This is a genomic window from Acidisphaera sp. L21 (assembly GCF_009765685.1).
Lineage (GTDB): Bacteria > Pseudomonadota > Alphaproteobacteria > Acetobacterales > Acetobacteraceae > LMUY01.
This window is the reverse complement of the sequence record NZ_LMUY01000020.1, coordinates 18,964-44,152: the sequence shown is the minus strand read 5'-3', so window position 1 is coordinate 44,152 and position 25,189 is coordinate 18,964. Positions and strand designations below refer to the sequence as shown.

Annotated in this window: 25 protein-coding genes; 11 read left to right on the top strand and 14 right to left on the bottom strand. The window is 66.8% G+C overall.

Annotation, left to right across the window (positions count from 1 at the left end; translation table 11 throughout):
• The first annotated feature begins 45 nt into the window (after positions 1–45).
• Together GSQ76_RS05585 and GSQ76_RS05580 are read left to right on the top strand one after the other, a co-directional pair.
• Positions 46–3,405 (top strand): PAS domain S-box protein, encoded by a 3,360-nt coding sequence (locus GSQ76_RS05585; protein WP_158742921.1) that lies wholly within the window; start codon positions 46–48, stop codon positions 3,403–3,405.
• A gap of 64 nt (positions 3,406–3,469) precedes the next feature.
• Positions 3,470–3,853, top strand: coding sequence for a hypothetical protein (locus GSQ76_RS05580; RefSeq protein WP_158742920.1), 384 nt, complete (start codon positions 3,470–3,472; stop codon positions 3,851–3,853).
• 45 nt (positions 3,854–3,898) lie between these two features.
• On the opposite strand, the gene GSQ76_RS05575 is transcribed toward GSQ76_RS05580, so the two are convergent.
• Positions 3,899–4,885, bottom strand: coding sequence for a Gfo/Idh/MocA family protein (locus tag GSQ76_RS05575; RefSeq protein WP_254070256.1), 987 nt, complete (start codon positions 4,883–4,885; stop codon positions 3,899–3,901).
• A gap of 66 nt (positions 4,886–4,951) precedes the next feature.
• Between GSQ76_RS05575 and GSQ76_RS05570 the strand changes: the two genes are divergently transcribed.
• Together GSQ76_RS05570 and GSQ76_RS05565 are read left to right on the top strand one after the other, a co-directional pair.
• On the top strand, positions 4,952–5,230 hold the full coding sequence (locus tag GSQ76_RS05570; RefSeq protein WP_158742919.1) for an AbrB/MazE/SpoVT family DNA-binding domain-containing protein: 279 nt from the start codon (positions 4,952–4,954) through the stop codon (positions 5,228–5,230).
• On the top strand, positions 5,211–5,600 hold the full coding sequence (locus GSQ76_RS05565) for a type II toxin-antitoxin system VapC family toxin (protein WP_158742918.1): 390 nt from the start codon (positions 5,211–5,213) through the stop codon (positions 5,598–5,600). Before GSQ76_RS05570 ends, GSQ76_RS05565 begins: the two co-directional genes overlap by 20 nt.
• On the opposite strand, the gene fdhD is transcribed toward GSQ76_RS05565, so the two are convergent.
• From fdhD to GSQ76_RS05525, 8 genes are all read right to left on the bottom strand, one after another.
• A complete protein-coding gene (gene fdhD, locus GSQ76_RS05560; protein ID WP_158742917.1) occupies positions 5,587–6,393 on the bottom strand; it encodes a formate dehydrogenase accessory sulfurtransferase FdhD in 807 nt (268 codons plus the stop codon). The two genes, GSQ76_RS05565 and fdhD, sit on opposite strands and share 14 nt — an antisense overlap.
• 42 nt (positions 6,394–6,435) lie before the next feature.
• Positions 6,436–6,645, bottom strand: a complete 210-nt coding sequence (locus GSQ76_RS05555) for a formate dehydrogenase subunit delta (protein ID WP_254070255.1) — start codon at positions 6,643–6,645, stop codon at positions 6,436–6,438.
• A 4-nt stretch (positions 6,646–6,649) separates the two neighbouring features.
• Positions 6,650–9,490: a formate dehydrogenase subunit alpha gene (gene fdhF / locus GSQ76_RS05550; RefSeq protein WP_158742915.1), complete on the bottom strand. Its 2,841-nt coding sequence runs from the start codon at positions 9,488–9,490 to the stop codon at positions 6,650–6,652.
• Positions 9,491–9,504: 14 nt separating this feature from the next.
• Positions 9,505–11,055, bottom strand: coding sequence for an NADH-quinone oxidoreductase subunit NuoF (locus GSQ76_RS05545; RefSeq protein ID WP_216850914.1), 1,551 nt, complete (start codon positions 11,053–11,055; stop codon positions 9,505–9,507).
• Positions 11,055–11,561 carry a formate dehydrogenase subunit gamma gene (locus GSQ76_RS05540; RefSeq protein WP_158742914.1) on the bottom strand — a complete coding sequence of 169 codons (507 nt, stop codon included), beginning with the start codon at positions 11,559–11,561 and terminating at the stop codon, positions 11,055–11,057. Before GSQ76_RS05540 ends, GSQ76_RS05545 begins: the two co-directional genes overlap by 1 nt.
• A 139-nt stretch (positions 11,562–11,700) precedes the next feature.
• Positions 11,701–12,900: a cupin domain-containing protein gene (locus tag GSQ76_RS05535; RefSeq protein WP_158742913.1), complete on the bottom strand. Its 1,200-nt coding sequence runs from the start codon at positions 12,898–12,900 to the stop codon at positions 11,701–11,703.
• Between the two features lie 26 nt (positions 12,901–12,926).
• Positions 12,927–14,501 (bottom strand): OFA family MFS transporter, encoded by a 1,575-nt coding sequence (locus GSQ76_RS05530; protein ID WP_158742912.1) that lies wholly within the window; start codon positions 14,499–14,501, stop codon positions 12,927–12,929.
• 175 nt (positions 14,502–14,676) lie between these two features.
• A complete protein-coding gene (locus GSQ76_RS05525; protein ID WP_158742911.1) occupies positions 14,677–15,567 on the bottom strand; it encodes a LysR family transcriptional regulator in 891 nt (296 codons plus the stop codon).
• Between the two features lie 153 nt (positions 15,568–15,720).
• Here GSQ76_RS05525 and GSQ76_RS05520 point away from each other — a divergent pair, with 153 nt between their 5' ends.
• From GSQ76_RS05520 to GSQ76_RS05510, 3 genes are read left to right on the top strand one after another with little or no spacing between them, the layout of a single operon-like run.
• Entirely contained in the window at positions 15,721–16,479 is a 759-nt protein-coding gene (locus GSQ76_RS05520) for a creatininase family protein (protein ID WP_158742910.1), read from the top strand.
• Between the two features lie 4 nt (positions 16,480–16,483).
• Positions 16,484–16,870 (top strand): hypothetical protein, encoded by a 387-nt coding sequence (locus GSQ76_RS05515; protein WP_158742909.1) that lies wholly within the window; start codon positions 16,484–16,486, stop codon positions 16,868–16,870.
• Positions 16,871–16,921: 51 nt separating this feature from the next.
• Entirely contained in the window at positions 16,922–17,707 is a 786-nt protein-coding gene (locus tag GSQ76_RS05510) for a hypothetical protein (protein ID WP_158742908.1), read from the top strand.
• Here the strand turns inward: GSQ76_RS05510 and GSQ76_RS05505 are convergent.
• Positions 17,695–19,206 (bottom strand): ABC-F family ATP-binding cassette domain-containing protein, encoded by a 1,512-nt coding sequence (locus GSQ76_RS05505; RefSeq protein WP_158742907.1) that lies wholly within the window; start codon positions 19,204–19,206, stop codon positions 17,695–17,697. The two genes, GSQ76_RS05510 and GSQ76_RS05505, sit on opposite strands and share 13 nt — an antisense overlap.
• A 345-nt stretch (positions 19,207–19,551) precedes the next feature.
• Between GSQ76_RS05505 and GSQ76_RS05500 the strand changes: the two genes are divergently transcribed.
• A complete protein-coding gene (locus GSQ76_RS05500; protein WP_158742906.1) occupies positions 19,552–20,778 on the top strand; it encodes an ABC transporter substrate-binding protein in 1,227 nt (408 codons plus the stop codon).
• A 74-nt stretch (positions 20,779–20,852) separates the two neighbouring features.
• On the opposite strand, the gene GSQ76_RS05495 is transcribed toward GSQ76_RS05500, so the two are convergent.
• Positions 20,853–21,227, bottom strand: a complete 375-nt coding sequence (locus GSQ76_RS05495; protein ID WP_158742905.1) for a tautomerase family protein — start codon at positions 21,225–21,227, stop codon at positions 20,853–20,855.
• Between the two features lie 202 nt (positions 21,228–21,429).
• Here GSQ76_RS05495 and GSQ76_RS05490 point away from each other — a divergent pair, with 202 nt between their 5' ends.
• The 3 genes from GSQ76_RS05490 (at position 21,430) to GSQ76_RS05480 (ending at position 23,390) form a co-directional block, all read left to right on the top strand.
• Positions 21,430–21,993, top strand: coding sequence for a TetR/AcrR family transcriptional regulator (locus tag GSQ76_RS05490; protein ID WP_158742904.1), 564 nt, complete (start codon positions 21,430–21,432; stop codon positions 21,991–21,993).
• A 273-nt stretch (positions 21,994–22,266) separates the two neighbouring features.
• On the top strand, positions 22,267–22,653 hold the full coding sequence (locus GSQ76_RS05485; protein WP_158742903.1) for a type II toxin-antitoxin system HicB family antitoxin: 387 nt from the start codon (positions 22,267–22,269) through the stop codon (positions 22,651–22,653).
• Positions 22,654–22,805: 152 nt separating this feature from the next.
• Positions 22,806–23,390 carry a hypothetical protein gene (locus GSQ76_RS05480; RefSeq protein ID WP_158742902.1) on the top strand — a complete coding sequence of 195 codons (585 nt, stop codon included), beginning with the start codon at positions 22,806–22,808 and terminating at the stop codon, positions 23,388–23,390.
• On the opposite strand, the gene GSQ76_RS05475 is transcribed toward GSQ76_RS05480, so the two are convergent.
• From GSQ76_RS05475 to GSQ76_RS05465, 3 genes are read right to left on the bottom strand one after another with little or no spacing between them, the layout of a single operon-like run.
• Positions 23,387–23,875, bottom strand: coding sequence for an Lrp/AsnC family transcriptional regulator (locus GSQ76_RS05475; RefSeq protein ID WP_158742901.1), 489 nt, complete (start codon positions 23,873–23,875; stop codon positions 23,387–23,389). The genes GSQ76_RS05480 and GSQ76_RS05475 overlap by 4 nt on opposite strands.
• A gap of 31 nt (positions 23,876–23,906) precedes the next feature.
• Complete coding sequence (locus GSQ76_RS05470; protein WP_254070253.1) at positions 23,907–24,665, bottom strand: haloacid dehalogenase type II; 759 nt, start codon at positions 24,663–24,665, stop codon at positions 23,907–23,909.
• A complete protein-coding gene (locus GSQ76_RS05465; protein WP_158743000.1) occupies positions 24,662–25,042 on the bottom strand; it encodes a helix-turn-helix domain-containing protein in 381 nt (126 codons plus the stop codon). Before GSQ76_RS05465 ends, GSQ76_RS05470 begins: the two co-directional genes overlap by 4 nt.
• Positions 25,043–25,189: the final 147 nt, after the last annotated feature.

Here is a 25,189-nt window from a genome sequence, read left to right as displayed (position 1 = left end):
CCGAGCCTATAAGGCCGCCCAATGTCCTCGCCAGAATTCGAGCCCATGCCCTGGATTGAGGATGAGCGCCTTGCCGCGCTCGACCGGACCGGGCTGTTGGACACGCCGCCGGAGCAGGCGTTCGACGATCTGGTGCGGCTGGCGGCGGATATGCTGGGCATGCCGATGGCGGCGATCCATCTGGTGGCGAGGGACCGGCAGTTCGGCAAGTCGCAGATCGGCTTGGACGCGCGGGAGATGCCGCGCAGCATTGCGTTCTGCCCGCATGCGATGTTGGCGCCGGACGGGCTGGTGGTGCCCGACGCCACTGTTGACCCATTGTTCGCGGACAACCCGCTGGTGACTGGGCAGCCCGGGATCCGGTTCTATGCCGGGGCGCCGCTGCAGGCGGAGGGGCTGCCGATCGGTGCGCTCTGCGTCATCGACACGAAGCCGCATGCCGAGGGGCTGAGCGAGCAGCAGCGCTTCGTGCTGAAGACACTGGCGGCGCAGGTGAGCAGCCAGATCGCGCTGCGTCGCGCCGTGTCGGATCGGGACGCGTTGCTGACGGCGCGGTCGCGGAGCGAGGCGCTGCGGCGGCAGACACTGAACAGCGCCACCGACTTCGCCATCTTCAGCACGGATCTGGAGGGGGCGATCAACGGCTGGAATGCCGGGGCCGAGGCGATCCTGGGCTGGTCCGAGGCGGAGATGCTGGGACAGAACGCGGAGCGGATCTTCACCCCGGAGGACAGCCGGGCGGGCGCGATGGAGGACGAGCGGGCCACGGCCTTGTCGACCGGGCGGGCCGCGGACGAGCGCTGGCATGTGCGCAAGGGTGGCGAGCGGTTTTGGGCCAGTGGCGAGATGATGCCGTTGCGCGATGACACCGGAGTGGTGGTGGGCCTGGTGAAGGTGCTGCGGGACCGGACGGAACAGCACCTCGCCGGCCAGCGCATGGCGCAGAGCGAGGCGCGGTATCGGACGCTGTTCGAGGCGATCGACGCCGGGTTCTGCGTGATCGAATTGGGCTACGATGCGGCGGGCCAGCCGAACGATTACCGCTTTGCCGAAGTCAACCCGGCGTTCGAGCGGCAGACCGGGCTGGTCGATGCGGTGGGGCGTTGGGTGCGCGAGTTGATCCCGGACCACGAGCAGTATTGGTTCGAGACCTATGGCCGCGTCGTCGCCACCGGTGAGGCCGTGCGGTTCGAGAACCATGCCGTGGCGTTGGGCCGGTGGTATGAGGTCCATGCGTTCCGGGTCGGCCAGCCGGGCGATGAGCGGGTGGCCGTGCTGTTCAACAACATCACCGACCGCAAAGAGGCCGACCAGGCCCTGCAGCGCAGCGAGGCACATTGGCGCGGCCTGTTCGAGCGGTTGGAGGAGGGGTTCATCCTCGGCGAATTGGTGCGCGAGGGCGACCGCGCGGTGGCTTGGCGTTACCTGGAGGTCAACCCAGCCTGGGGGCGGATGATGGGCGTGCTGCCGAATGCGGCGGTGGGCCACACCATTCGCGAGATCCTGCCCGGGATCGAGGATGCGTGGGTCGACGAGATGGCGCGGGTGGTGGAAACCGGCCGCACCGCCACGTTCCTGCGCCAGGTCGGCGCGCTGGACCGGTGGTATGAGGGCCGGGCGCACCGGGTGGACGACAACCGCTTTGCCGTGATTTTCCAAGAGGTGACGGATCGGCAGAAAGCCGAGCGGCGGCGCATGGCGTTGCTGGACTTGGGCGACCGGCTGCGGGACATGCAGGACCCGGCCGAGATGTCCTATCTGGCGGCGGAGATCATTGGCCCCACGATTGGCGCGGACCGTGCCGGCTATAGCCTGATGACGCCGGACAACGAGCTAGCCACGGTCGAGCGGGACTGGGTGCGGCCGGGGCTGCCTAGCATCGCGGGGGATCATACGATGCGCGACTACGGGTCGTTCATCGACGATCTGGTGCAGGGCAATCACGTCCTGGTCGAGGACGTGGCGAGCGATCCGCGCACGGCGGCCTGGCTGTCGAAGTGGGAGGCGACCGGGGTCCGCGCCTTCATCAACCTGCCGTTGGTCGAGCAGGGGCGATTGGTTGCACTCATCTTTGCCTATAGCGCCTCGCCCCGGGCCTGGTCGGCGGAGGAGGTCTCGTTCGCGCGCAACGTGGCCGAGCGGACGCTGGCGGCGATCGCGCGGCGGCGGGCGGAGGATGAGCTGCGGCGGTTGAATGCCTCGCTGGAAGACGCGGTGCAGGCGCGGACGTCGGAATTGCTGGAGGCGTCCGAGCAGTTGCGGCAGTCGCAGAAGATGGAGGCGGTGGGGCAACTGACCGGCGGCATCGCGCATGACTTCAACAACCTGCTGACCGGGATCGTGGGAAGCCTGGAGTTGATGAGCACGCGGCTGGGCCAAGGGCGGGTGGCGGATCTGCCGCGCTACGTGCAGGCCGCCCGCGGTGCGGCGGATCGGGCGGCGGCGTTGACGCACCGGCTGCTGGCGTTCTCGCGCCGGCAGACGCTGGACCCGCGGCCGACCGCGCTGAACCCGCTGATGCACGGGATGGAGGATCTGGTCCGCCGCACCATTGGGCCGCTGATCGATTTGCAGGTGACTGGGGCGGCGGGGTTGTGGACGACGTTGTGCGACCCGAACCAGCTGGAGAACGCATTGCTGAATTTGTGCATCAACGCACGCGATGCGATGCCGGGGGGCGGACATCTGACGATCGAGGCTGCCAACACGAGTTTGGACGCGCGTGCGGCTCGGGCGGCGGATCTGCCGCCGGGACCGTATGTGGTGATGAGCGTGACCGACACTGGCTGCGGCATGCCGCAGGACGTGATCGCGCGCGCGTTCGATCCGTTCTTCACCACCAAGCCGCTGGGGCAGGGCACCGGGCTAGGCCTGTCCATGGTTTACGGTTTTGCCCGGCAGAGCGGCGGCCAGGTGCGGATCTATAGCGAGCCGGACCGGGGCACGACGATCAAGCTGTATCTGCCCCGGCATGATGGCGAGGCGGAGGTCGCGCCGATGACCGGTGACCTCAACGCCGCCCCGCATGCCCCGGCACACGAGACGGTGCTGGTGGTGGATGACGAGCCGACGGTGCGCATGCTGATCGGCGAAGTGCTGCACGAGCTGAACTACGCCACGGTGGAGGCTGCCGATGGCGCCACGGGGTTGCAGATCCTGAATTCGGATGCGCGGATCGATCTGCTGGTGACGGATGTGGGGCTGCCCGGCGGGATGAACGGGCGGCAACTGGCGGATGCGGCGCGAATCGGGCGGCCGACGCTGAAGGTGCTGTTCATCACCGGGTTTGCCGAGAACGCCGTGATTGGCAGCGGTATGCTGGAGCCGGGGATGCAGGTGATGACCAAGCCGTTCTCGATGGAAGCGATGGCGGCGAAGGTGCGCGACCTGATCAACCAGGGCTAGCGGCCTGGCCTCCGGGCCTGTCTCGTGTTATGAGAATGGCCTCCTTATTGAGGCAGATCTTCGCATGAAACTCGCTTGCATTGTACTTCTTGGCACCTTGCTGGTTGCGCCTGTCGTGCAGGCCCAGATGATGCCGGGGCGGCCGAATCCGGACCATAAGCAGACGGTTTCGATCAACTTCCAGATCAACTATCCGACGAAGCCGGACATGGCGGATGGTGAGTTGACCCGGTCCATGTCGGAGGCGAGCCGGTCGTTGTACGACATCGTTGACCATGAGTGCATCGTGCTTGCCGCGTCGCTGAAAGGAAGCTGTCGCTTGGTGCAGATGACCATTGGCGGCAATGCGGGCAATCGTGCGACGAATAATCCGGTGATCTTTGCCAACGTCAACGCGACGTTCGAGATTACGCCCGCGCCTGCCGTCGAGACGCCGGCCGCGAAGTAGGGTCGCTAGAGCAAATTTCGTGCTGAAAGATGCACGAACTTTGCTCTAGCTCCGGAGGATTGCCTCGACCACCGTCTGTACCTCGAACGCTTCGGTGGCGGTGGCGAGGGGGTGGGGCTCGCCGCGGGTCATGCGGGCGACCGACTCCAACTGGCGTTGCAGGACCAGCGGGCGGGCCTGGACGTGCGGGATGGCGTTGGGGTCCGGCTGCCAGTCTTGCCCGGCCAGACGCTCCGCCGTGGCCCAGTTGCGCAGGCGGACGGAGCCGTTGGGGCCGGAGACGGTGAAGCTGTTGAGGTCGTCCTCGGGCGTTTGGCCAACCGTGCCGGTGAGGGTGACGGGGAGCGTGCCGGCTTGCAGCCGGGCGGTGATCGCGCGCTCGCTACGGGCGGCATCGGGGAAGGCGGCGTGGGCGTCGCGGAGGGTGAGCGGGCCGAACAGGCGGCGGGCGAGGAACAGGAAGTGGGAGACGACCTCCCGCGTGAAGCCGCCTTGTTCCGGACGGTCCAGCCAGGAGGCGGCGGCGTGTTGCCAGCCGCGGGGCCAGGTGGCGAAGGCGACGGTGATGGCCAGGGCGTTGGGCGTGCCGGTGGCGCCTTCCGAAAGCCAGTGGGTGAGCTGCGCCACGGCAAGAGATGAGGCGAAGGGGAAGTTGACCGCGATGCGGCTGCCGGCGGTTTCGGTGAGGAAGCGTTTGCCGTCGGCGACGTCGACCGAGAGCGGCTTTTCGCAGAACACCGCCTTTCCGGCGGCCAGGGCGGCGCGGGCGTGGCCGAGATGGCTGGCCGGTGGGGAGGCGATGTAGACGCAATCGGCCGCGGCGATGACGGAATCGGGCGAGGGCAGGGTTGGGGTGCCGGGGAGTTCGGCGACCAGGCGGGCGAGGGTGTCGGGCGCCGGGTCCCAGATGCCGGCGATGTGGATGCTGGATTGGCCTTGGGCGGCGCGCAACAGGCGTTCCCCCATGATACCGGCGCCGATGATACCGAGTTCCATGCCGTCGCTTGTACTGGCGATTGCCGGACGGATCAAACTGTCCCAGCCTTGCACGGCGAGGGGGCGGGTTGTATCTTACCGTTGTCTTACACGGAGCCGCATATGACGGTGAACCTTACCACGACGGTGTCGACCAAGGGGCAGGTGATCCTGCCGAAAGCAGTTCGTGACCGGCTGCATTGGGATGCTGGAACCCGTCTGGTCGTGGAACACACAGCCGACGGCGTGTTGCTGCGTCCGCTGGTGGATGTGTTTGCGCCCACGCGCAGCGAGGATGTGTTCGGCTGCCTGCACTACGCCGGCCCCGCGAAATCGGTGGAAGAGATGGATGCTGGCGTGCAGCAGGAAGTGAAGCAGCGGCATGCGCGCAGTCGATACTAACATCGTCGTCCGCTATCTGACGGGAGACGACCCGAAGCAAGCCGACAAGGCCCGCGCCTTGATTGGCAGCGAGCCGGTCTTCATACCCCGCACCGTCATGCTGGAGACGGAGTGGGTGTTGCGCGGGGTGTACGAGTTGCCGCCGGGCCAGATCATTCCGGCTTTGCGCGCCCTGGCCGGCCTGCGCGGCGTGAGCGTGGAAGATGCCGCCCTGGTGGCGACGGCGATGGATTGGGCGGAGGCCGGGATGGACTTCGCGGACGCCCTGCATCTGGCGGCCGCGGCCGAGTGCGAGGCGTTCATCACGTTCGACAAGCGGTTCGCCAGGTCTGCAGCGCGATCGGGCGGCGTGCCGGTTACGGCCCCCTGATGATCCGGTCGGGATGAGTGAACACCTCGAACCCGTCTGACCGGGCGACGGCGACCATGGTGATGCCGGCGGCTTCGGCGACGCGGATGGCGAGTGCGGTGGGGACGGAGACGGCGGCCATGATTCCGATGCCGGCGCCGGCGGCTTTCTGCACCAGTTCGACCGAGACGCGGCTGGTCAGCAGCAGGATGCCGCTGGCTGGATTTTCTCCGGCGCGCAGCAGCGCCCCGGTGAGTTTGTCCAGGGCGTTGTGGCGGCCGACGTCTTCGCGGGCGGCGAGCAATCCGTTGCGCCAGAAGCCGGCGGCGTGGACGGCGCGGGTTTGGCGATTGAGGTGCTGCGCCGGGTGCAGGCTGGCGACGGCTTCGGCGATCTGGGTTGCGGTCCAGGCTGGGCCGGGCGGGACGGTGGGCGGGGTGCGCATGGCGTCGGCCAGGCTGTCCATGCCGCACATGCCGCAGCCGGTGGCGCCGGCGATTTGGCGGCGGCGGCGTTCCAGACGGTCCATCCGGTCGGCGGCGATCCACATGCGGAGTTCGATGCCCTGCGGCGCGGGGACGATTTCCAATTCTTCCAGATCGGTGGGGTGGTCGATGATGCCCTCGGCACGGCTGAAGCCGGTGGCGAAATCCTCCAGATCGGCGGGCGTGGCCATCATCACCGCGTGGGTGGTGCGGTTGTAAGTGAGGGCGATGGCGACCTCTTCCGGCACGCAGCGCTCGGCCGGTGTGGCGCCGTTGCGCCTTGTGGGGACGGTGGTGGCGGGCGGCGGGTGGCGGGCCGTGTCGGTCATGCGCCCCAATGTGGCGAGAATTCGGGCGTGGGCAATGCCGGGCTACGCCGGCGCGTGCTCCAACGCGCGGACGACCAACTCGTCCACGCCCTCGGCACCAGTGGCGATATGCGTCTCCAGCGTGTGGATCATTGCCGGGGTCCAGAAGGCGACCAGGTGGTGCTTGATGCCAGGTGCTGCCTCGGCCGCCGGGTAGGAGCGGAAGAAGCTGGCGATCTGGTTTGCCATACTGGTGAGTTTCTCCGGCTGCACGGCGTTACTCCGCGGCCTGGGGGTGGGCGATGCGGGTGAGCGACTCATCCTCGTCGAAGAAGCGGGCCTGCCAGTCGGACACCCGGTTGGTTTTGCGCACCTGCACGGCGGTCACCTTGTATTCGGGGCAGTTGGTGGCCCAGTCGGTGTAGTCGGTGGTGATGACGTTGGCGCCGGTCTTCGGGTGGTGGAAGGTGGTGTAGACCACGCCGGGCTGCATGCGGTCGCTGATGCGGGCGCGCAGGGCGACGTCGCCGGAGCGGCTTTCCAGCCGGACCAGGTCGCCCTCCACGATGCCGCGGCTTTCGGCGTCGTTGGCGTGGATTTCCAGCACGTCTTCCTCGTGCCAGCGGCTGTTCTCGGTCCGCCTGGTCTGCGCGCCGACATTGTATTGCGACAGGATGCGCCCGGTGGTGAGGATCAGCGGGAAGAGCGGCCCGGTACGTTCCTCGGTCGGGATGAATTCGGTGATCATGAAGCGGCCCATGCCGCGCACGAATTTGTCGACGTGCATCATGCGCGTGCCCTCGGGGGCTTCGTCGTTGCACGGCCATTGGATGGAACCGAGTTCGTCCAGCCGGGCGTAGGATACGCCTTTGAAGGTGGGCGTGCTGGCGGCGATTTCGGCCATGATCTGGCTGGGATGGGTGTAGTCCATGCGGTAGCCGAGCGCGTTGGACAGGGCCATCGTCGCCTCCCAATCGGCGAGGCCGCCCAGGGGAGGCATCACCTTGCGGACGCGGCTGATGCGGCGTTCGGCGTTGGTGAAGGTGCCGTCCTTTTCCAGGAAAGACGAGCCGGGCAGGAAGACGTGGGCGTATTTCGCCGTCTCGTTGAGGAAGATATCCTGGATCACCACGCATTCCATCGCGCGCAGCCCGGCGGTGACGTGCTGGGTGTCGGGGTCGGATTGGGCGATGTCCTCGCCCTGGATATAGAGGCCCTTGAACTGGCCCTCCACCGCATCGTCCAGCATGTTGGGGATGCGGCGGCCCGGGTCGCCGGCGAGGGGGACGCCCCACAGATCCTCGAACAGGGCGCGGGTGGCGGTGTCGGAGACGTGGCGGTAGCCGGGGAATTCGTGCGGGAAGGACCCCATGTCGCACGAGCCCTGCACGTTGTTCTGGCCGCGCAGCGGGTTCACGCCGACGCCGGGCCGGCCGATATTGCCGGTGGCCATGGCCAGGTTCGCCATCGCCATGACGGTGGTGGAGCCCTGGCTGTGTTCCGTCACGCCCAGGCCGTAATAGATCGCGGCGGCGCCGCCGGTGGCGAACAGGCGGGCGGCGGCGCGCAATTCTGCCGGGTCGACGCCGGTGAGGGTCGCGGTGGCTTCCGGCGAGTGGCGGGGGTCGGCGATGAAGCTGGCCCAGCCCTGGAACGCGTCCCACTCGCAGCGCTCGCGCACGTAGTCCTCGGCGACCAAGCCTTCGGTGACCACGACATGCGCCATGGCGTTGATGACGGCGACATTGGTGCCGGGGAGCAGCGGTAGGTGGTGGGCGGCGCGGATGTGGGGGCCGCTGACCAGGTCGATCCGGCGCGGGTCGGCCACGATGAGCTTGGCGCCGGCGCGCAGCCGCTTCTTCATGCGGGAGGCGAACACCGGATGGCCGTCAGTCGGGTTGGCGCCAATGACCAGGATGACGTCGGAATGGTCGACGGAGGCGAAATCCTGGGTGCCGGCGGAGGTGCCGAGCGTGGTCATGAGCCCGTAGCCGGTGGGGGAATGGCAGACGCGGGCGCAGGTATCGACGTTGTTGTTGCCGAAGGCGGCGCGCACTAGTTTCTGCATGAGGTAGGTTTCCTCGTTCGTGCAGCGGGAGGATGTGATGCCGCCGACGCTGTCGCGCCCATAGGTTGCCTGCAGCCGCTTGAACTCGCTGGCGGCGTAGGCGATGGCTTCGTCCCAACTGACCTCGCGCCACTCGTCGGTGATCGCCTTGCGGATCATGGGCTTGGTGATGCGGTCCTTGTGGGTGGCGTAGCCCCAGGCGAAGCGGCCCTTGACGCAGGAATGGCCCTCATTCGCCTTGCCGTCCTTGTGCGGGACCATGCGCACGACCGTGCTGCCCTGCATCTCCGCCTTGAAGGAGCAGCCGACGCCGCAATAGGCGCAGGTGGTGATGACGGAATGCTCCGGCTGGCCCTGCGCGATGACGGTTTTTTCGGTCAACGTCGCGGTGGGGCAGGCCTGCACGCAGGCGCCGCAGGAAACGCATTCGCTGCCGAAGAAATCCATGCCGCCGGGCGACACCTTGGAGTCGAAGCCGCGCCCAGCGATGGTGAGGGCGAAGGTGCCCTGGGTTTCCTCGCAGGCCCGCACGCAGCGCGAGCAGACGATGCATTTTGACGCTTCGAAGGTGAAGTACGGGTTGGTTTCGTCCTTCGGGGACTGGGCGTGGTTGGCGCCGGAGAAGCCGTAGCGCACGTCGCGCAGGCCGACCGTGCCGGCCATGTCCTGCAACTCGCAATCGCCATTGGCGGAGCAGGTGAGGCAGTCGAGCGGGTGGTCGGAGATATACAGTTCCATCACGCCGCGGCGCAGGGTGGCGAGCTTGGGCGATTGCGTGTGCACGACCATTCCGGCCTCGGCCGGGGTGGTGCAGGAGGCGGGGGTGCCGCGACGGCCGTCGATCTCCACCAGGCACATGCGGCAGGAGCCGAACGGCTCCAGGCTGTCGGTGGCGCAGAGTTTAGGGATTTTGGTGCCCATCATCATCGCCGCCGCCATGACGGAGGTGCCGACCGGGACGGTGACGGGTTCACCGTCGATGCGGAGGGTGACGGTCTGCTCGCTGGTGTGGATCGGCGTGCCGTAGTCGATGTCTTTGATGAGGCCCATCGGGATCGCTCCGTTCATGCAGCCGCGGCCGCGGGGGCGCGGTCGAAATCTTCGGGGAAGTGGGTGAGTGCGCTCATCACCGGCACGGGGGTCAGCCCGCCCATGGCGCAGAGGGAGGCGTCGGCCATCAGGGTGCAGAGATCGGTGAGCAGCGCGAGGTTCTTGTCGCGCTGGGTGCCGGCGGTGATGCGGTCCACCACCTCCATCCCGCGCACGGCGCCGACCCGGCAGGGGGTGCATTTGCCGCAGCTTTCGCCAGCGCAGAATTCGAAGGCGAAGCGGGCCTGGGCGGCCAGGTCCACCGTGTCGTCGAACACCACTACGCCGCCATGGCCGATGAGGCCGCGGACGGCGGCGAAGGCCTCGTAATCCAGCGGCGTGTCCAGCAGGTGGTCGGGGAAATAAGCGCCCAGCGGGCCGCCGACCTGCACCGCGCGCACCGGGCGGCCGCTGGCGGTACCGCCGCCGAAGTCTTCGACGATCGTGCGCAAGGACAGGCCGAAGGGGATTTCGAACAGGCCGCCGCGGCGGATATTGCCGGCCAATTGTACCGCCAGCGTGCCGAGCGAGCGGCCGGTGCCATAGGCGGCGTAGGCGGCGGCGCCCTCGGACAGGATGAATGGCACGGCGGCGAAGGACAGGACGTTGTTCACGATGGTCGGCTGGCCGAACAGGCCCTGGATGGCGGGGAGCGGCGGCTTGGCGCGCACCGTGCCGCGCTTGCCCTCGAGGCTTTCCAGCAGGGAGGTTTCCTCGCCGCAGATATACGCGCCGGCGCCCATGCGGACCTCCAGCGTGAAGGCGCGGCCGGAGTTGGCGATGTTCGGCCCCAGGTACCCGGTGGCCTCGGCGGCGGCGATGGCGCGCTGCAGGGCGCGGACGGCGTGTGGGTATTCGGAGCGGCAGTAGATGAAGCCCTTGGTCGCATCCACCGCCAGTCCGGAGATGATCATGCCTTCGACCAGGCACAGGGGGTCGCCTTCCATGAGCATGCGGTCGGCGAAGGTGCCGCTATCGCCCTCGTCGGCGTTGCAGACCACGTAGCGTTGGGCGGCGGGGGCGTTGCGGACGGTGTTCCACTTGATGCCGGTCGGGAAGCCGGCGCCGCCGCGGCCGCGCAGGCCGGATGCCTTCACCTGGTCGACGATGGCGGCGCCATCCATCGCCAGCGCGCGGTCCAGCCCGGCGAAGCCGCCATGGGCACGGAAGTCGGTGACGGAGGCCGGGTCGATCACGCCGCAGCGGGCGAAGCTGAGCCGGGTTTGGCGGCGCTGGAGGGAGTGTTGGTCGGGTGCGCCGATGGCGAGGGGATGGTCGGCGCCGTCGAGGAACCCGGCGGCGAAGAGGCCGGGCACATCGGTGGGACGCACTGGGCCGTAGCCGATGCGGCCGGCGGGGGTTGCGACCTCGACCAGCGGCTCCAGCCACACCATGCCGCGGGTGCCGGTGCGGACCAGTTCGATGGCGATGCCGCGCTGGGTGGCTTCCCGCTCGATCGCAGTGGCGACGCGGTCGGCGCCGAGGGCGAGGGCGGCGGCATCGCCGGGGAGGAAGATGCGGATCATCAGCGTGCGTCCGCCAGGATGTCGTCCAAGGCTTCGGCGTCGACGCGGCCGATCGGGGCGCCGTCATACAGGGCGGCGGGGGCGCAGGCGCATAGGCCGAGGCAGAAGACCGGTTCCACGGTCAAGGCGCCATCCGCGGTCTTGCCGCCCCATTCCAGGCTGAGCCGGCGCAGGAGTCCGCGGGCCAGCGCGTCGGCGCCCATGGCCTGGCAGGCCTCGGCGCGGCAGAGCTTCAGCACATGGCGGCCGCCGGGTTCGCGGCGGAACTCGTGATAGAAGGAGATGACGCCGTAGACCTCGGCCCGGGACAGGTTCAACGCCTCGGCGATTTGTGGTTCTGCTTCGGTGGGAACATAGCCGAAGGCTTCTTGCATCGCATGCAACAGGGGCAGCATCGGGCCGGCCATGGTGCGGTGGGCATCGATGATTTGCTGGGCCTGCTGCGCGCCGGGCCAGGACGGGGCTATCGGCCGGGCGGGCGGCCTGCCGCGCGAAGACTTCGCCATCTCACGACCTTCAATCACACGCATGGGTTAGGTTGGGACCGAAAACCTGATCAAACAAGCGAGTTGTCAGGTGTTGCGATAGCAAAGGACTATCAAAGGGTAGGACGAGGTGCTCCCGGGGGAACACCTCGCCTTGGCCTCAGCTGGTCTGGCTGATCTTGCTCAGGGTGCTGTCGGGCACGCCGGCCATGTTGTTGGAGAGCAGGTATTTCGGCGCGGTTTCCATCCAGTGCTTGAGGGTGATTTCCTCGAACCTGCCGGAATCCCAGGTCTGCACCATTTCCAGATCCTCGGTGCCGGTGTTGACCATGGCGTGGCCGTAGCCGGCGGGGATGTAGGCGGAGTCGCCGGCCTTCACGTTGGCGACCTTGCCGCGGCCGCCGGAGCCGAACAGGGCGACCTGCCCGGTGCCCTTCAGGTAGTAGTGGAACTCGTTGGCGTTCGGGTTCCAGTGCAGTTCCTTCATCTGGCCCGGCTTGATGACCATGAGGCCGCCGGACATGGTCTTGGCGATCGGCCACTCTTCGACGGTGGCGAGATGGAAGCTGCCGCCGTCGAAATCGCGCCGGGCGCGGACGTCCTTCAGAAGGCTGAATTTATGGGTCGATTCTTTCGGCCACGGGGCGTCGATCGCCATGGAGGCGGGGACGATCGGGCCGGATTGGATGTAGGTCTCGCCCTTGGGGAAGACGTTGAACGCGGCCGGGGTGAGGCCGAAATTCTTCGCCAGCATGTCCTTCGGGGTGAGATCGATCCAGTCGGTGATCGAGAAGGTGCCGTGTTCGGAGAAGGCGCCGTTGTCGAAGGACAGGATGAAATGGCACGGCTCGTCGCCGATGGTCTGGATGGAGTGGCCGTGGCCTTTAGGGAAGAACCAGAGGTCGCCGGGCACGTAGTTGTTGAACTCGGTCTGGCCGGACGGGTCGAGCACGGTGGTCTGGCAGCGGCCGGCGATGACGTAGGCCCATTCGGCGGCGATGGCGTGCCAATGCAGTTCGCGCGAGCCGCCGGGATTGAGGAACATGTGGACGCCGGCGAGGCCGGTCATGATCGGGAGCTGGTGCTCGGTCGATTCCTTGGCCCAGCCGCCGGAGGTGACCTTTGGCGTCGAGCCATCGAGCGACCGGGTAAATTCCGGCATCTCGGCGACGTCTTTCGGGTCGTGATAGGCGACGGTGGCGCCGGGTGCGAGTTGGGTCGATTGCCGGCCGAAGCCGCCTTCGCCGGGTTTGCCGTGATCCGATATCAGGGTTTCGGCGGCGACCGCGTTGGCCAAGGTGACGAACCCGCCGACGCCGATTGCGGCACTGCCCAGGAAATTCCGCCTGCTGTTGTTCATGTTTATCTGCCTCCCTTCGTTGTTGATCAGAACAGATTAGCCACCTGCGACAGCGTCATCCAGACGCCCCAGGCGATCGGGACCAGCACCACGAGCCAGGCGGCGGCCACGCCCGGGCTGAAGCCGCCGAGCCCGATGCCGAACGAGCCGCCTTCGTTGAGGCGGGGGCCTTGGTCGGCCTGGAGTGCGGCGACCTCGCTGGGCGCCATGAAGTGGTGTTGCGCCAGTGGGCGGATGAGCAGGTTGGCGATGAGGCCGATCACCAGCAGCACCGCCAGAACGTATAGGGTCGTGTCGTAGATGGCGGTCTTTGGCACGCCGTTGGCCCCGGCGGCCTGGCTGATGTAGCTGACCAGGAGCGGGCCGAGCACGCCGGCGGTGGACCAGGCCGTGAGCAGGCGGCCGTGGATGGCGCCGACGAATTGGGTGCCGAAGATATCCGCGAGGTAGGCGGGGATGGTAGCGAAGCCGCCGCCATACATGGATAGGATGATGCAGAAGAACGCGACGAACAGCGCCTTGCTGCCGCTATGCGCGGCCCAGGGCGAGGCGGCGTAGAGCACAATGCCGAGGACGAAGAACACGGCATAGGTCGCCTTGCGCCCGATCCGGTCGGAGATCGAGGCCCAGAAGAAGCGGCCGGCGATGTTGAACAGGGAGAGCAGGCCGACGAACCCGGCGGCGGTGGCTGGCGGGGCGGCGAAGATCTGCTGCAGCATGGGGGAGGCGACGCTCAGCACGCCGATGCCGGCGCTGACGTTCATCAGCAGCACGATCCAGATGAGCCAGAATTGCGGCGTGCGCCAGGCCTGGCTGAGGTGGACGTGGCCGATGGCGCTGAGCCGCCTGGTGTTGGGTTGGGTCCAGCCGTCTGGTTTCCAATTCGCGGGCGCGACCCGGTAGGCGAAGCTGCCGCCCAGCATGAACACGGCGTAGACCAATGCGAGCACAAGGAAGGTTTGCCACACGCCGGGTCCGCTGGCGTCGTGGAAGCGGGCCATCAGCAGGTTGGCCAAGGGCGCGCCGATCATGGCGCCGCCGCCGAAGCCCATGATCGCCATGCCGGTGGCCATGCCGCGGCGGTCCGGAAACCACTTCACCAGCGTCGAGACGGGGGAGATGTAGCCGATGCCGAGCCCGATGCCGCCGAGCACGCCCATGCCGAGCCATAGCAGCCAGAGTTGATGCTGCATGATACCGACCGCCGCCACCGCGAGGCCGAGCGACCAGCAGACGCTGGACACCACGCCGGCGCGGCGGGGCCCCACGCGTTCCAGCCAACCGCCCCAGATGGCGGCGGAGGCGCCGAGGAAGACGATGCCGATTTCGAACCCGACCACGAGGCTCGCGACGGTCCAATCGCAATTGGTGGCGGACAGATAGGTGACGAAGCCCATGTCGGCGGCGCAGGCCGTGCCCACCGAGCGGGTGAGTGGCAGCCAGAATACCGACATGCCGTAGATCATGCCGATGCAGAGATGGATCGCCAGCGCGGCCGGGGGCACCAGCCAGCGATTGAAGCCGGGTTGGGCGACGATGCGGGCACGGTCCAGGAGACCCGCGGACTTGCCGAGTTTTCCGAAATCCGTTGTGGCGCTCATACTCTGGTCCCCAAAATTTCTTCGGCAAAGGAGCGACCTAATCGGTGGACCACAATTGTGTGGTCCGCGAATCGCATTCTGCCGTGGCTGTTATCGCCAGTGCCTTATGACAAGGCTGGGCTAGCAGAAATACCCTAGCAAGTGGCAGGTTAGGTGCGGCGATAGCGAAGCACTATCAAACCGGCGCGCTCAATTGCTCCACCACTCGAAGCAGGGCTGTGACGGTGGGCGGATATGGCTGGCGGTCCGGCAGCACGAGGCCGACCTGGAATGCGGCGTCCGGCTCGGTGATCGGGAGCATGCGGAACGGCTCGCCAGCGGCAATGGTGGCGGCGACGCGTTCGGAGACGATGGTGGCCCAGCCGCCGCTGCGGACATGGGCGAGCAGGGCGATGACGGAGTCGGATTCGATGGCGCAGGCCACGGGCGGCATGCCTGCCGGGGTGAGCAGGCGGTCCAGGATGCGGCGGTTCTGCATGTCCGGCGTCAACAGGCAGAGCGACAGCCGGCTGGCCTGGGCCCAGGTGACGCTGGTCTGCCGGCCGGCGGGGCCGTTCTTCGTCGTCACCAGGCGGTAGCGTTCGGTGAACAGGGGGATGGCGCGGAGGCGGCCGATCGTCTCGGTTCCGAGATAGGTGATGCCTATGTCGGCGCTGAAGTCGCCGAGGGCTTGCAGGATTTCGGCCGAACTGCGGGATTGTATGGTGACCCGGACATCGGCGTGCAGGGCCTGGAAGGCTTGGGTCAGGACGGGGATGTAGGGCAGGGCGGTCGGGATTGCGGCGATCGACAAATGGCCGGACAGGCCCTTGCGGAAATTCCGCACCTCGTCGCGCATGGCGCGGGCGTCGGCGACCAGGCGGCGGGCCCATTCCAGCACCCGCTCCCCCTCCGGCGTTAACCCTTGATAGCGGGAGTTGCGGCGGACCAGCATCACGCCCAGGCTTTCTTCCAATTGCTTGAGCGCGGCGGACAGGGTTGGTTGGGCGACGCCGCAGGCCTCGGCAGCGCGACGGAAATTCTGCTCGCGCGCGATGGCGATGAAGAATTCCAGCTTGTCGATCAATCGGCCACCTCTGTTCTAGCCGGCGCCCGTTGGCCGGGCCGTTGCCTTATTCAGCCCCTTACCATGCGCTGCGGCCAAGGCAATTGCCAGGATGCGCGCGGCGCCGTCCCTTGCTACTCCAGACCCGCCCGCAACCATGCAGAGGACCCGGCCATGCCCGAGATCGAATGGAACCGCCTGAGCGCCGAGAGCCTGCGCGACCTGGCGGAACGGGACGCGATCGTCCTGCTGCCGGTGGCGTCGACCGAGCAGCATGGGCCGCATTTGCCGACGGGGGTGGATGATATCTTGTGCAGTGCCGTCTGTTTGCGCACGGCGCAGATCGTGGCGGCCGGGCGGCCGATCGTGGTCGCGCCGACGCTCTGGTGCGGGCTGGCCGACCATCATGTGGCGTTCGGCGGCACGTTCAGCCTGTCGCTGGCGACGTATCATGCGGTGTTGCGGGATTTGTGCCGTTCGATCCTGGGGGCCGGGTTCGGCCGGGTGGTGATGGTGAACGGGCATGGCGGGAACATGGCGGCGCTGACGGTGCTGGTGGGGGAGTTGACGCGCGAGTTGGAGGCGCCGATCGCGACCGTGACGTATTTCATGGAGGCGCAGGCGGAGGCCGCTGCCATCTTGGACGACCAGCCCGGCGTGATGCATGCCTGCGAGGCCGAGACGTCCCTGATGATGGCGCTGGCCCCGGATTTGGTCGACCGGGCGCGGCTGGGAGAGGCGCGCGGGCCGGATTTCGACATGCTGGCGTCGCTGACGCCGACGCTGAAGCGGTTTCACCGGTTCAAGGAGATCACCGGGTCCGGTGTGGTGGGCGATGCACGCCGGGCGAGTGCGGAGAAGGGCGCGGCTTTGCTGGAGGCGTATGCGAACGGCCTGGCCGAACGGCTGCTGGCCGGGGAGCCGTGGGGGTAGCGCCATGCAATTCAATCATGTGGCCAACAGGCTGGACCCGCGGCATTTCGAAACCGTGGTGGAGATGCTGAAGTTGCAACTGGGCTTCATCGAGTTGCGGCGGACCGAGCGGGCGATCTGGCTGCGCCAACCCGGCAGCAACGTCGATTTGCAATTCAGCCGCAGCGAGACGGCGAACCGGGATGCGGACAAGCTACGCTCCCAGGTGTCGTTCCTGAGCGACACGCCACGGGAGGCGCTGGAGGCGTTGGCCGTTTGGTTTGGGGCGCGGGGGTTGGCGGCGACGGTGGGCAGTTACTCGGACCGGGAGTTCTATTTGGACGCGCCCGAGGCGTTCGTGGACTTCGTGGTGGAGGCGATGCGGCCCGAACTGGCGGATTATGGAGTTTAACGCCGGACGACATTAACTTTATTTCAAGCCGGGCGGGGTGGAATCCGGCGCATGCGCTCCATCCTCCGTCTTGCTCCAATCCTGGCCCTGGGCTTGGTTCTGTCACTGCCGGCGCCGGCTTTCGCCATGCGCTTCGTCTATCAGCCGGATGGGGCGACGGGCGGGTTCGTCGTCGCGACGGGCGTGGTGAGCCTGGGGGATGACGAGCGGATGCGGGCGGTGCTGCACAGCCTGCCGCCGAATACGCGGCTGGAGGGGTTGTCGCTGAACAGCCCCGGTGGCGATTTGGAGGAAGGGCTGAGGCTGGCGACCAGCGTGCATGATGCGCATGTGCCGACCGTTGTCGGGCCGGGTGCGATCTGCGCGTCGGCGTGTTTTTTGGTGTTTGCCGCCGGGTCACCGATGTTCGCCAGCACCTCGGCATTGGTGGGGGTGCATAGTGCGTCCTACCGCGGCACGGAGAGCGCGGACGCCCAGCTGGCGACGCTGCGGATGGTGCGGCGGTTGTCGGAGTTCAACGTGCCCGATGCGATCCTGGGCAAGCTGGTGACGGCGCATCCGAGCCAGATCTGGTGGCTGACCCGGGCGGAATTGGAAAGCATGCGGGTCGACATGACTGTGCCGCAAATGCCGGCGGCGCCCGTGCAGGTGGAGGAGCCGGCCGACAAACCGGCCGTCGCCCTGGCCACGCCGGACGTGCCGGCGGCGGCCAAGGCGTCGCAGGTTAAAGTGGCGCCGGTGAAACCGGGGCCGGTTAAGACGGACGCGGCCAACAGCCAGGCGGCCAAATGGGGTTTCCGGATCGAGCCGCCGGCGAATGGGTTTCACGTCTGGTAGGCTGGGTCGCCACCGGGTTCGAAGCCGTCGACCTCGCGCGCCTGGCCACGATCGATCGCGAGGAAGCGGGTGCCGATGGTTTGGACGAAGCTGCGGTCGTGGGACACGAGGACGCAGGTGGCGCCTTGGGCCAGTAACTCGGTTTCGAGTTGCTCCTGGCCGGGGATGTCGACGTGGTTGGTCGGTTCGTCCAGCAGGTAGAAATTCGGTTCGGTGAGGCGGAGGGCCAGTAGCCCTAGCCTTGCCTTCTGGCCCGGCGATAGGCGGCCGATCGGGCGGTGCTGTGCTTCGACGCTCAGCCCTACGCCGGCGAGCAGGCTGGTGGCGCGGGCGTCGCCGATGCCGGGTCGCGCGGCGATGAAACCGTGCGGGGTATGGCCGTCCGGCAGGTGCGCCATGCCCTGGTCGGCGTGGCCGAGGACCAGGCTGGGGGTGATCCGCAGGCCGGGGGTGGGCGTGGTCATGGCGTGGCGCAAGAGGCGGATCATCTGGGATTTGCCGGCGCCGTTGCGGCCGAGCAGGACCAGGCGATCACCGACACGGATGTCCAGCTTCTCGATGTGGAAGAGCGGGTCGGCGTTTGGGCTCGTGACGGCCAGATCGCGGATCTCGACCAGGATCTTGGCGTGGGTGGTTCGGCTGGCCAGGCGAATGTCGCCGGATTTCTCGCGATGGGCGGGGCGCAGCGTGGCTTCCAGCCGCTCGGCGCGCTCACGCAATTGCATGGATTTTTTCTGCAGCAGGTCGCTGCCACTGTTGACGCCGATGTTGCGCAACTCGCCGGCGTTGCGGCGGAGGCGGGTGACTTCCTTGGCGCCCTTGGCCTGCTGGCGTTCCTGCGCGGCGTCGTCATCGGCGAGCAGGGCGCGGGCGGTGGTGTAGGGGTGGGCGTAGAGGCGGCTGGTGCCGGGGCGGAGGAAGAGGGTCCGGGTGGCGCAGGCATCGAGGAAGCTGCGGTCGTGGCTGGCGATCAGCATGGGGGTGCGCGCGGCCGGGCCGGCGATCCAGCGTTCCAGCAGCGCGATCTTCTCGGCATCGAGGTGGTTGGTCGGCTCGTCCAGCAGCAGGGCGTCGGGCTGGGTGATCCAGATCCGGGCCAGTAGAGCGAGCCGCTGCCAGCCGCCACTGAGGGCGGCGAGGGGGCGGTCGCGCAGGGTGTCGGGGGTGGCGAATTCGTCCAGCACGGCACCGACGCGCCACGCCTCGTGCGTGCGCTGGGCCGGCGGGAGGGCGCGGCGTAGGGTTTCGGCAAGGGTGAGGCCGAGCAAGCCGGGGGGCACGTCCTGTTCGACATAGCCGAGGGTGGCGCCGCGGGAGAGGGTGACGCTGCCCATGTCCGGCTCGGACTCGCCGGCGATGCAGCGCAGGAGGGTGGACTTGCCGGCGCCGTTGGCCGCGACGATCCCGATGCGGTCGCCGGGGCCGAAGCTGAAGGTGAGGTTCTGGAACAGTGGGCGGGGCGTGACCATGCCGAGGTCGCGCAAACTGATGAGGGCCATTGGGTGTCAATCCGTTCGGACGCCGGCCGTGATTGGGCAGGCGGATGCAAGTGGGGCAGTCCGGAACGGAAGCGTGTTGGCTTCGGGCGGCCTGCCCTGCGAAAAGCGTTATCGCAGGGCGGAACAAGGTCCTCTGGGGTGGCGCTGGTTGTATGCGTGCATCCAGCCCTCCCGTGGCCTGGCGTTGCATGAGCTTAGCGGGTTGGGGGCGCCGGGTTCAAGCGTGCTGTCAAGGATTGGGCGGGGGAAGGCCATTCTGGGGCGGTTGCCCAGCCGTGCGTTCTCGTGGATGGTTCTTCCAGAGAAACGGGAACTGGCCGCAAGCAGCCAGGCAGGGAGACATCGATGGACCTAACGCGACGCGGATTGATCGGGGGGGCGGCGATGGCCGCCACTGCCACGCCCAGGCTGGTGCGGGCGCAGACCCCGGGGCTGAAGATCGGCGTGCTGACCGATATGTCCGGCACGTATCGGGACGCGTCCGGCCCGCTTTCCATCGTGGCGGTGCAGCAGGCGCTGGAAGAGTTCGGCGTGGGTGGCGGCGGCATTCAGGTGGACGTGATTTCCGCCGACCACCAGAACAAGCCGGATATCGCCGCCAATCTGTCGCGCCAGTGGTTCGACCGCGATGGCGTGGACATGATCGTCGACGGCACCAACTCGGCCTGCGGTCTGGCGATTGCCGGGGTGGCGAAGGAAAAGAACAAGATCCATATCAATAGCGGTGCGGCGACGTCCGACATTACGGGGGTGCAGTGCAATGCGAATACGCTGCATTGGACGTACGACACCTACATGCTGGCGAAGTCGACCGGCGGGGCGATGGTGAAGGCGGGCGGAGATAGCTGGTTCTTCATCACCGCGGATTACGCGTTCGGGCATACGTTGGAGCGGGATTGCACGGGGTTCGTGACCGGGGCTGGCGGCAAGGTGTTGGGGGCGGTGGCGTATCCGTTTCCGACCACGACGGATTTCTCGTCCCAGTTGCTGCAGGCGCAGAGCAGTGGGGCCAAGGTGATCGGGCTGGCGACGGCTGGCGTCGATACGGCGAACCTGGTGAAGCAGGCGCATGAGTTCGGCATTACGCAGGGCACGACCAAGCTTGCCGGGCTGCTGACGTTCATTTCGGACGTGCACGCGATCGGGCTGGAGGTGGGGCAGGGGCTGATCATCACCAACAGCTTCTATTGGGACGGCAATGACCGAAGCCGCGCATTGTCCAAGCGGTTGGAGGCGAAGTTTCCGTCGTTGCGGCCGGGGATGATCCATGCGGGGGATTACTCGGGCGTGCTGCACTACATGAAGACGGTGAAGGCGATGGGCGTGGCGGAGGCGAAGAAGAGCGGCGCTGCCACCGTTGCGGAGATGAAGAAGATGCCGACCGAGGATGATGCGTTCGGGGCTGGCAGCATCCGGGCGGACGGCCGGGTGATCCATCCGTCGTTCCTGTGGGAGCTGAAGAAGCCCAGCGAGTCGAAATATGCGTGGGATTATTTGAAGCCCGTCGCGAGCACGCCGGCGGCGGAGGCGTTCCGGCCGCTGGCGGATGGGAAGTGCTCGCTGGTGGGCTAGTGTTCGGCAGATACGTTCTGTCCGGGGGGCCAATTGCTGGCCCCCCGGTATTCCGACGGGATCTAGGTTGGTAATTACCAGGGTTGGCCCTGGCCGAACGACCAATCTTCGCGGTCGACGAACACCATGTTGATCATAACGTCGTCAGGGCGCACGCCGAGCTTGCTGCCGAGTTCGTCGACGATCTGCCGGTAGAAGGCGAGCTTGAGGTCCTTGGTGTTTCCGACGGTGCTGGTCACCTGGATCAACATGAAGTCTGGCGATCGCTTCATGCCGAGGAAGTCGGGGTCGTAGATGAGGTTTTCGGGCTGATGCTCGTTGACGACGATGAAGCGGTCGCCGTCCGGAGCCTTGAGGACACCGACAATGGCTTCGTAGACGATATTGGCCGCTGTGGTGCGGTACGCGGCGGGTTTGCCTTGAGCCAGATCAATGCGGGCAAACGGCATGATATTCTCCTGTATGTTTCGGTCGAGTGAGAGACGGGCCAGAGAGGCAGCTATCGAGTTGCAGCACACGGCTGCTGCGGTCGGCGTCGGCGGCGAGGATGGTATCCTACCAAGTGGTTGGTAGCTTTGAGTAGGGCTTTAAATTGGCCGCGTCAAGTTCTACCTTCCACTTGGTTGGTTTTCTTGAAGGTGAGGCGGCGCGATGGGCACAGGGTCCAAGGAAGATATACTGGCGGCGGCGAAGCGCGCTGCGATGGCGCATGGCTATACAGGCTTGAACTTCCGCGACATCGCGGCAGAAGTCGGCATCAAGGCACCCAGTATCTATCATCACTTTCCCACCAAGGCCGATCTCGGGGCCGCGGTGGCGAAGCGTTACTGGGAAGATATCGTCGTGGATCTTGATGCCATATCGGACCAGTCGCCGGATCCGCTGGGCGCGCTACGCCGTTACCCTGAGATTTTCCGGAAGTCGCTTTCGAGCGACAACCGCATGTGCCTTTGCAGCTTCATGGCGGCGGAATATGACGATCTGCCGGACCCGGTGAAGACAGAAGTTCAGGCCTTTGCCGACGTCAACGTGGCGTGGCTCAGCAAGCTGCTGTCGGCTGCGGGGGTTGTCAAACCCAAGGACAGCCAGGCGCGGGCGCGGGCGATCTATTCCGCCGTTGCGGGCGCGCAGCTTTTCGCGAGGGGGCGTTCGGATATCTCGATCTTCGACGCTATGATCGACAGTTATCGTTCGGCCGGGCTGTTGCCGGCGTAGGCTTCGCAGGGTGTGCGTTCAAAGTGGCGTTTCGGGCCAGGGCTGCCATGCCCGAGGGGGCTGCTGGCAGCCCACCCTAATTCACAAATCCGGCTATTCGTGTGTATAAATGCACACATGAATAGCCGGGGGTCGCGACCAAGAGTGATCACTGGCAGTTCAAGCATTCGAGTTTGCCGGGGCGTGTGACGGCGCCGCATCCATAGCGGGACCTGCCGATCGGCACGCTGCGGAGCATAGAGAAACCATGCGGTGTGACGCTGAGGTGATCCCATGACGGCCTATATCGCACTGCTGCGCAAAGATGCGGGAAGTGATTACGGGGTGGACTTCCCTGACTTTCCCGGCTGCGTGACGGCGGGGCAGACGCTGGATGAGGCGCGGCGGATGGCGGCCGAGGCGCTGCTGGTGCATGTCGAGGGGATGGCGGAGGGTGGAGAGGCCTTTCCGGAGCCGTCCAGTCTGGATGCCGTGATGGCGGAGCGGGGCAACCAGGAGGCGGTGGCGTTTCTGGTGGATGTGCCGACGCGGCCGGTCAAGTCGGTGCGGGTGAACGTCATGCTGCCGGAGGATCTGGTGGCGGCGATCGACCGGGCCAGTACGAATCGGTCGCGGTTTTTGGTCGATGCGGGGCCGGCGAAATTGCGGGCGGGGGCTTAGGGGAATCCTTGCCGGTCGCAAGCTTTGCTTGAAACTCGGGTGGGGCGTGTGGTCCTTGTTCGGCCATGCAAACGCCCCCGACCCGTTCCGATGAGATTGTCCGTGCGCCCGCGCCGTTTCGTGAGGCTTTGGCGGAATTGGTGACGATTGGCATGAGCGTCGCCCGAATGATCGGGCGCGCGGCCGAGGCGGAGACTGCCTTGATTGAAGCGCTGGTGGCGGATGGCGTCGCGCCGGTCGCGACCTCGTTGGCCGAGGCGATCGAGGCGGATCGGGTCGCGGTTGCGGCTGGGGAGGCCCGGCGTGATGCCGTCGGGCGGACCGAGATTGTCGCTGCGGCGTTTGCGCAGGTTTCCCGGGCGATCCGGCGGACGGTGTTGTTGGCCGAGCGGCTGGATCGGGGCTGGGCGCGGCCGGGTGGGGCGGATGACCGCCATGCCATGGCGCGGCGGCAGATTGCCCGGGCGGTGAGCGATGCGATTGCGCGCGATGCTGATGCCGAGCGGGCCGAGCGGCTGACCGGGGCGCTGCGGGAGCGGCTGGATTCGTTGGATACGCTGGACGATATCGGCAACCGGCCGGCCGAGGAGATTATCCGCGAGATTTGCCGCGATCTTGGCGTCGATCCCGGGCAGTTGGATGCGACGGTGGCGTCGCCACCGGGTGACGCGAATGTGCGAGCGCCGGGTGCCGAGCGGCGGGCGCGTGGTTCGCCGCCGCGGGAACGCCCGAGTTAGCTTGGCGTGTCGAACAGGATTTTCAGCGGATGGCCGGGTTTTACCACCGGCGACTTGATGACGATGTAGCTGAAGTATTTCTCGATACCGAGGTTGCGGTCGAGCATCGCCTCCACCACCGATTGGTAGTGGGCGATGCTGCGGGTGACGAATTTTAGCAAGTAATCGTAGCCGCCGCTGACCAGGTGGCATTCCACGATCTCGTCGATGGTGGCGACGGCGGCCTCGAACCGGGCGAAATCGCTGCGGCGGTGGTCGCTCAGGGTCATTTCGGTGAAGACCATCACGACCTCGCCGAGCTTGGCCATGTTCACCTGGGCGCCGTAGCCGGTGATGTAGCCGGCGGATTCGAGCCGCTTGGTGCGTTGCAGGCAGGGGCTGGGGGAGAGGCCGACGAGTTCGGCCAGGTCGACGTTGGAGATGCGGCCGTTGCGCTGCAACTGCACCAGAATATTCAGGTCGATCCGGTCGAGCTTGGTCGTCATTACCCCTCCATGTTGCGCGAGGAGGGGTCGGCTAGGCGCGCAGATCCTCCTGATGCGCCTTCACCATGTCCGCCAAGCTGGTGAAACGGAAGTCGTAGCGGCTGCCGGGTGCGGGGACGGTGGCGCCCCAACCACCCTGGTCGTGGCGGCGGTCGATCCAGGCGGAGGCCATGCCGAAGGTTTTGGCCGGGGCGTGGTCGTGGAACAGGCTTTGGGCGGTGTGCAGGATGCTAGATTTCTGGACGCCGCGGTCGGCCATTTTCGCGAGCATGTACTCGAAATTGGCCGGGTTCGGCTTGTAGCTGCCGACGTCCTGGGCGGTGTAGATCGCGTCGAATTCCACCGCCAGACGCTTGTTGCTGCCGGCGAAGCTTTGACGGTCGACGTTGGAGAGGATGACGAGCTGATAGTACTTTTTCAGGTACTGCAGCGACGAGGCGGAGTCCGCGAAAGCGGGCCAGTCGGGGACGGAGGCGCCGAAGCGGAGATGGGCATCTTCCGGCATGTCGGCGCCGAACGCGCTGGCGAGGCGGCGGTGCACCTGTGCCAGGATGTCCGGGTAGAGCATGCCGGGGGTTTGTTCTTCCTGGTCCGACTCGTGGGTGGCGAAGAGTTCGAGCACGGCGTCGCGGGATTGCGTGACGTTGGCGGCCTGCAGCAGGGGTTGCAGGGCGGTGTAGATGCCGCCTTCCCAATCGATGAGGGTGCCGTAGCAATCGAAGGTGAGGGCGGTGAAGTCGGTGAGGCGCATGGTGGTCGCTCCGGTGGGGCGAGATTCGGTGAGGCTCATGGTGCGGCGATCCCTCGGTTGATGGCGTGCGCGCCGGCGAAGTGGCCGGGGGTGACGCCGCATTGGCGCTTGAAGTGGCGGGAGAGGTGGCTCTGGTCGAAGAAGCCGGTGTCGAGGGCGACGGCGGCGAGGGGGAGGCCCTGGCGGAGGAGGGCTTGGGCTCGGTCGACCCGGATGCGGCAGAGGTATTGGTGGGGCGGAATGCCCACCTGGCAGCGGAAGACGGTGACGAAGCGGTGCAGGCTGAGGCCGCAGAGCATGGCGAGTTCGGCCAGGGTGATGGGCTCGGCGAAGTTTTCCTCGATGAAGGCGAGGACGGCGCGGACGCCGGGGGACAGCTTCGGGGCCGGGTCGCGGTCGGGGCAGGGTGTGAGCATAAGCAATGAGGCACGCTCCCATGGTCGTTGGCCGGCTCCGTCGTATCTCCCGTCCAGCCGATTGCAGGGCTGGTATGCGGAAAGCTTAACGGGCCTGGGGCGCCAGGAAAGCCCGATCATGGCGTGTGGACGGCATGTTCTCCTGTT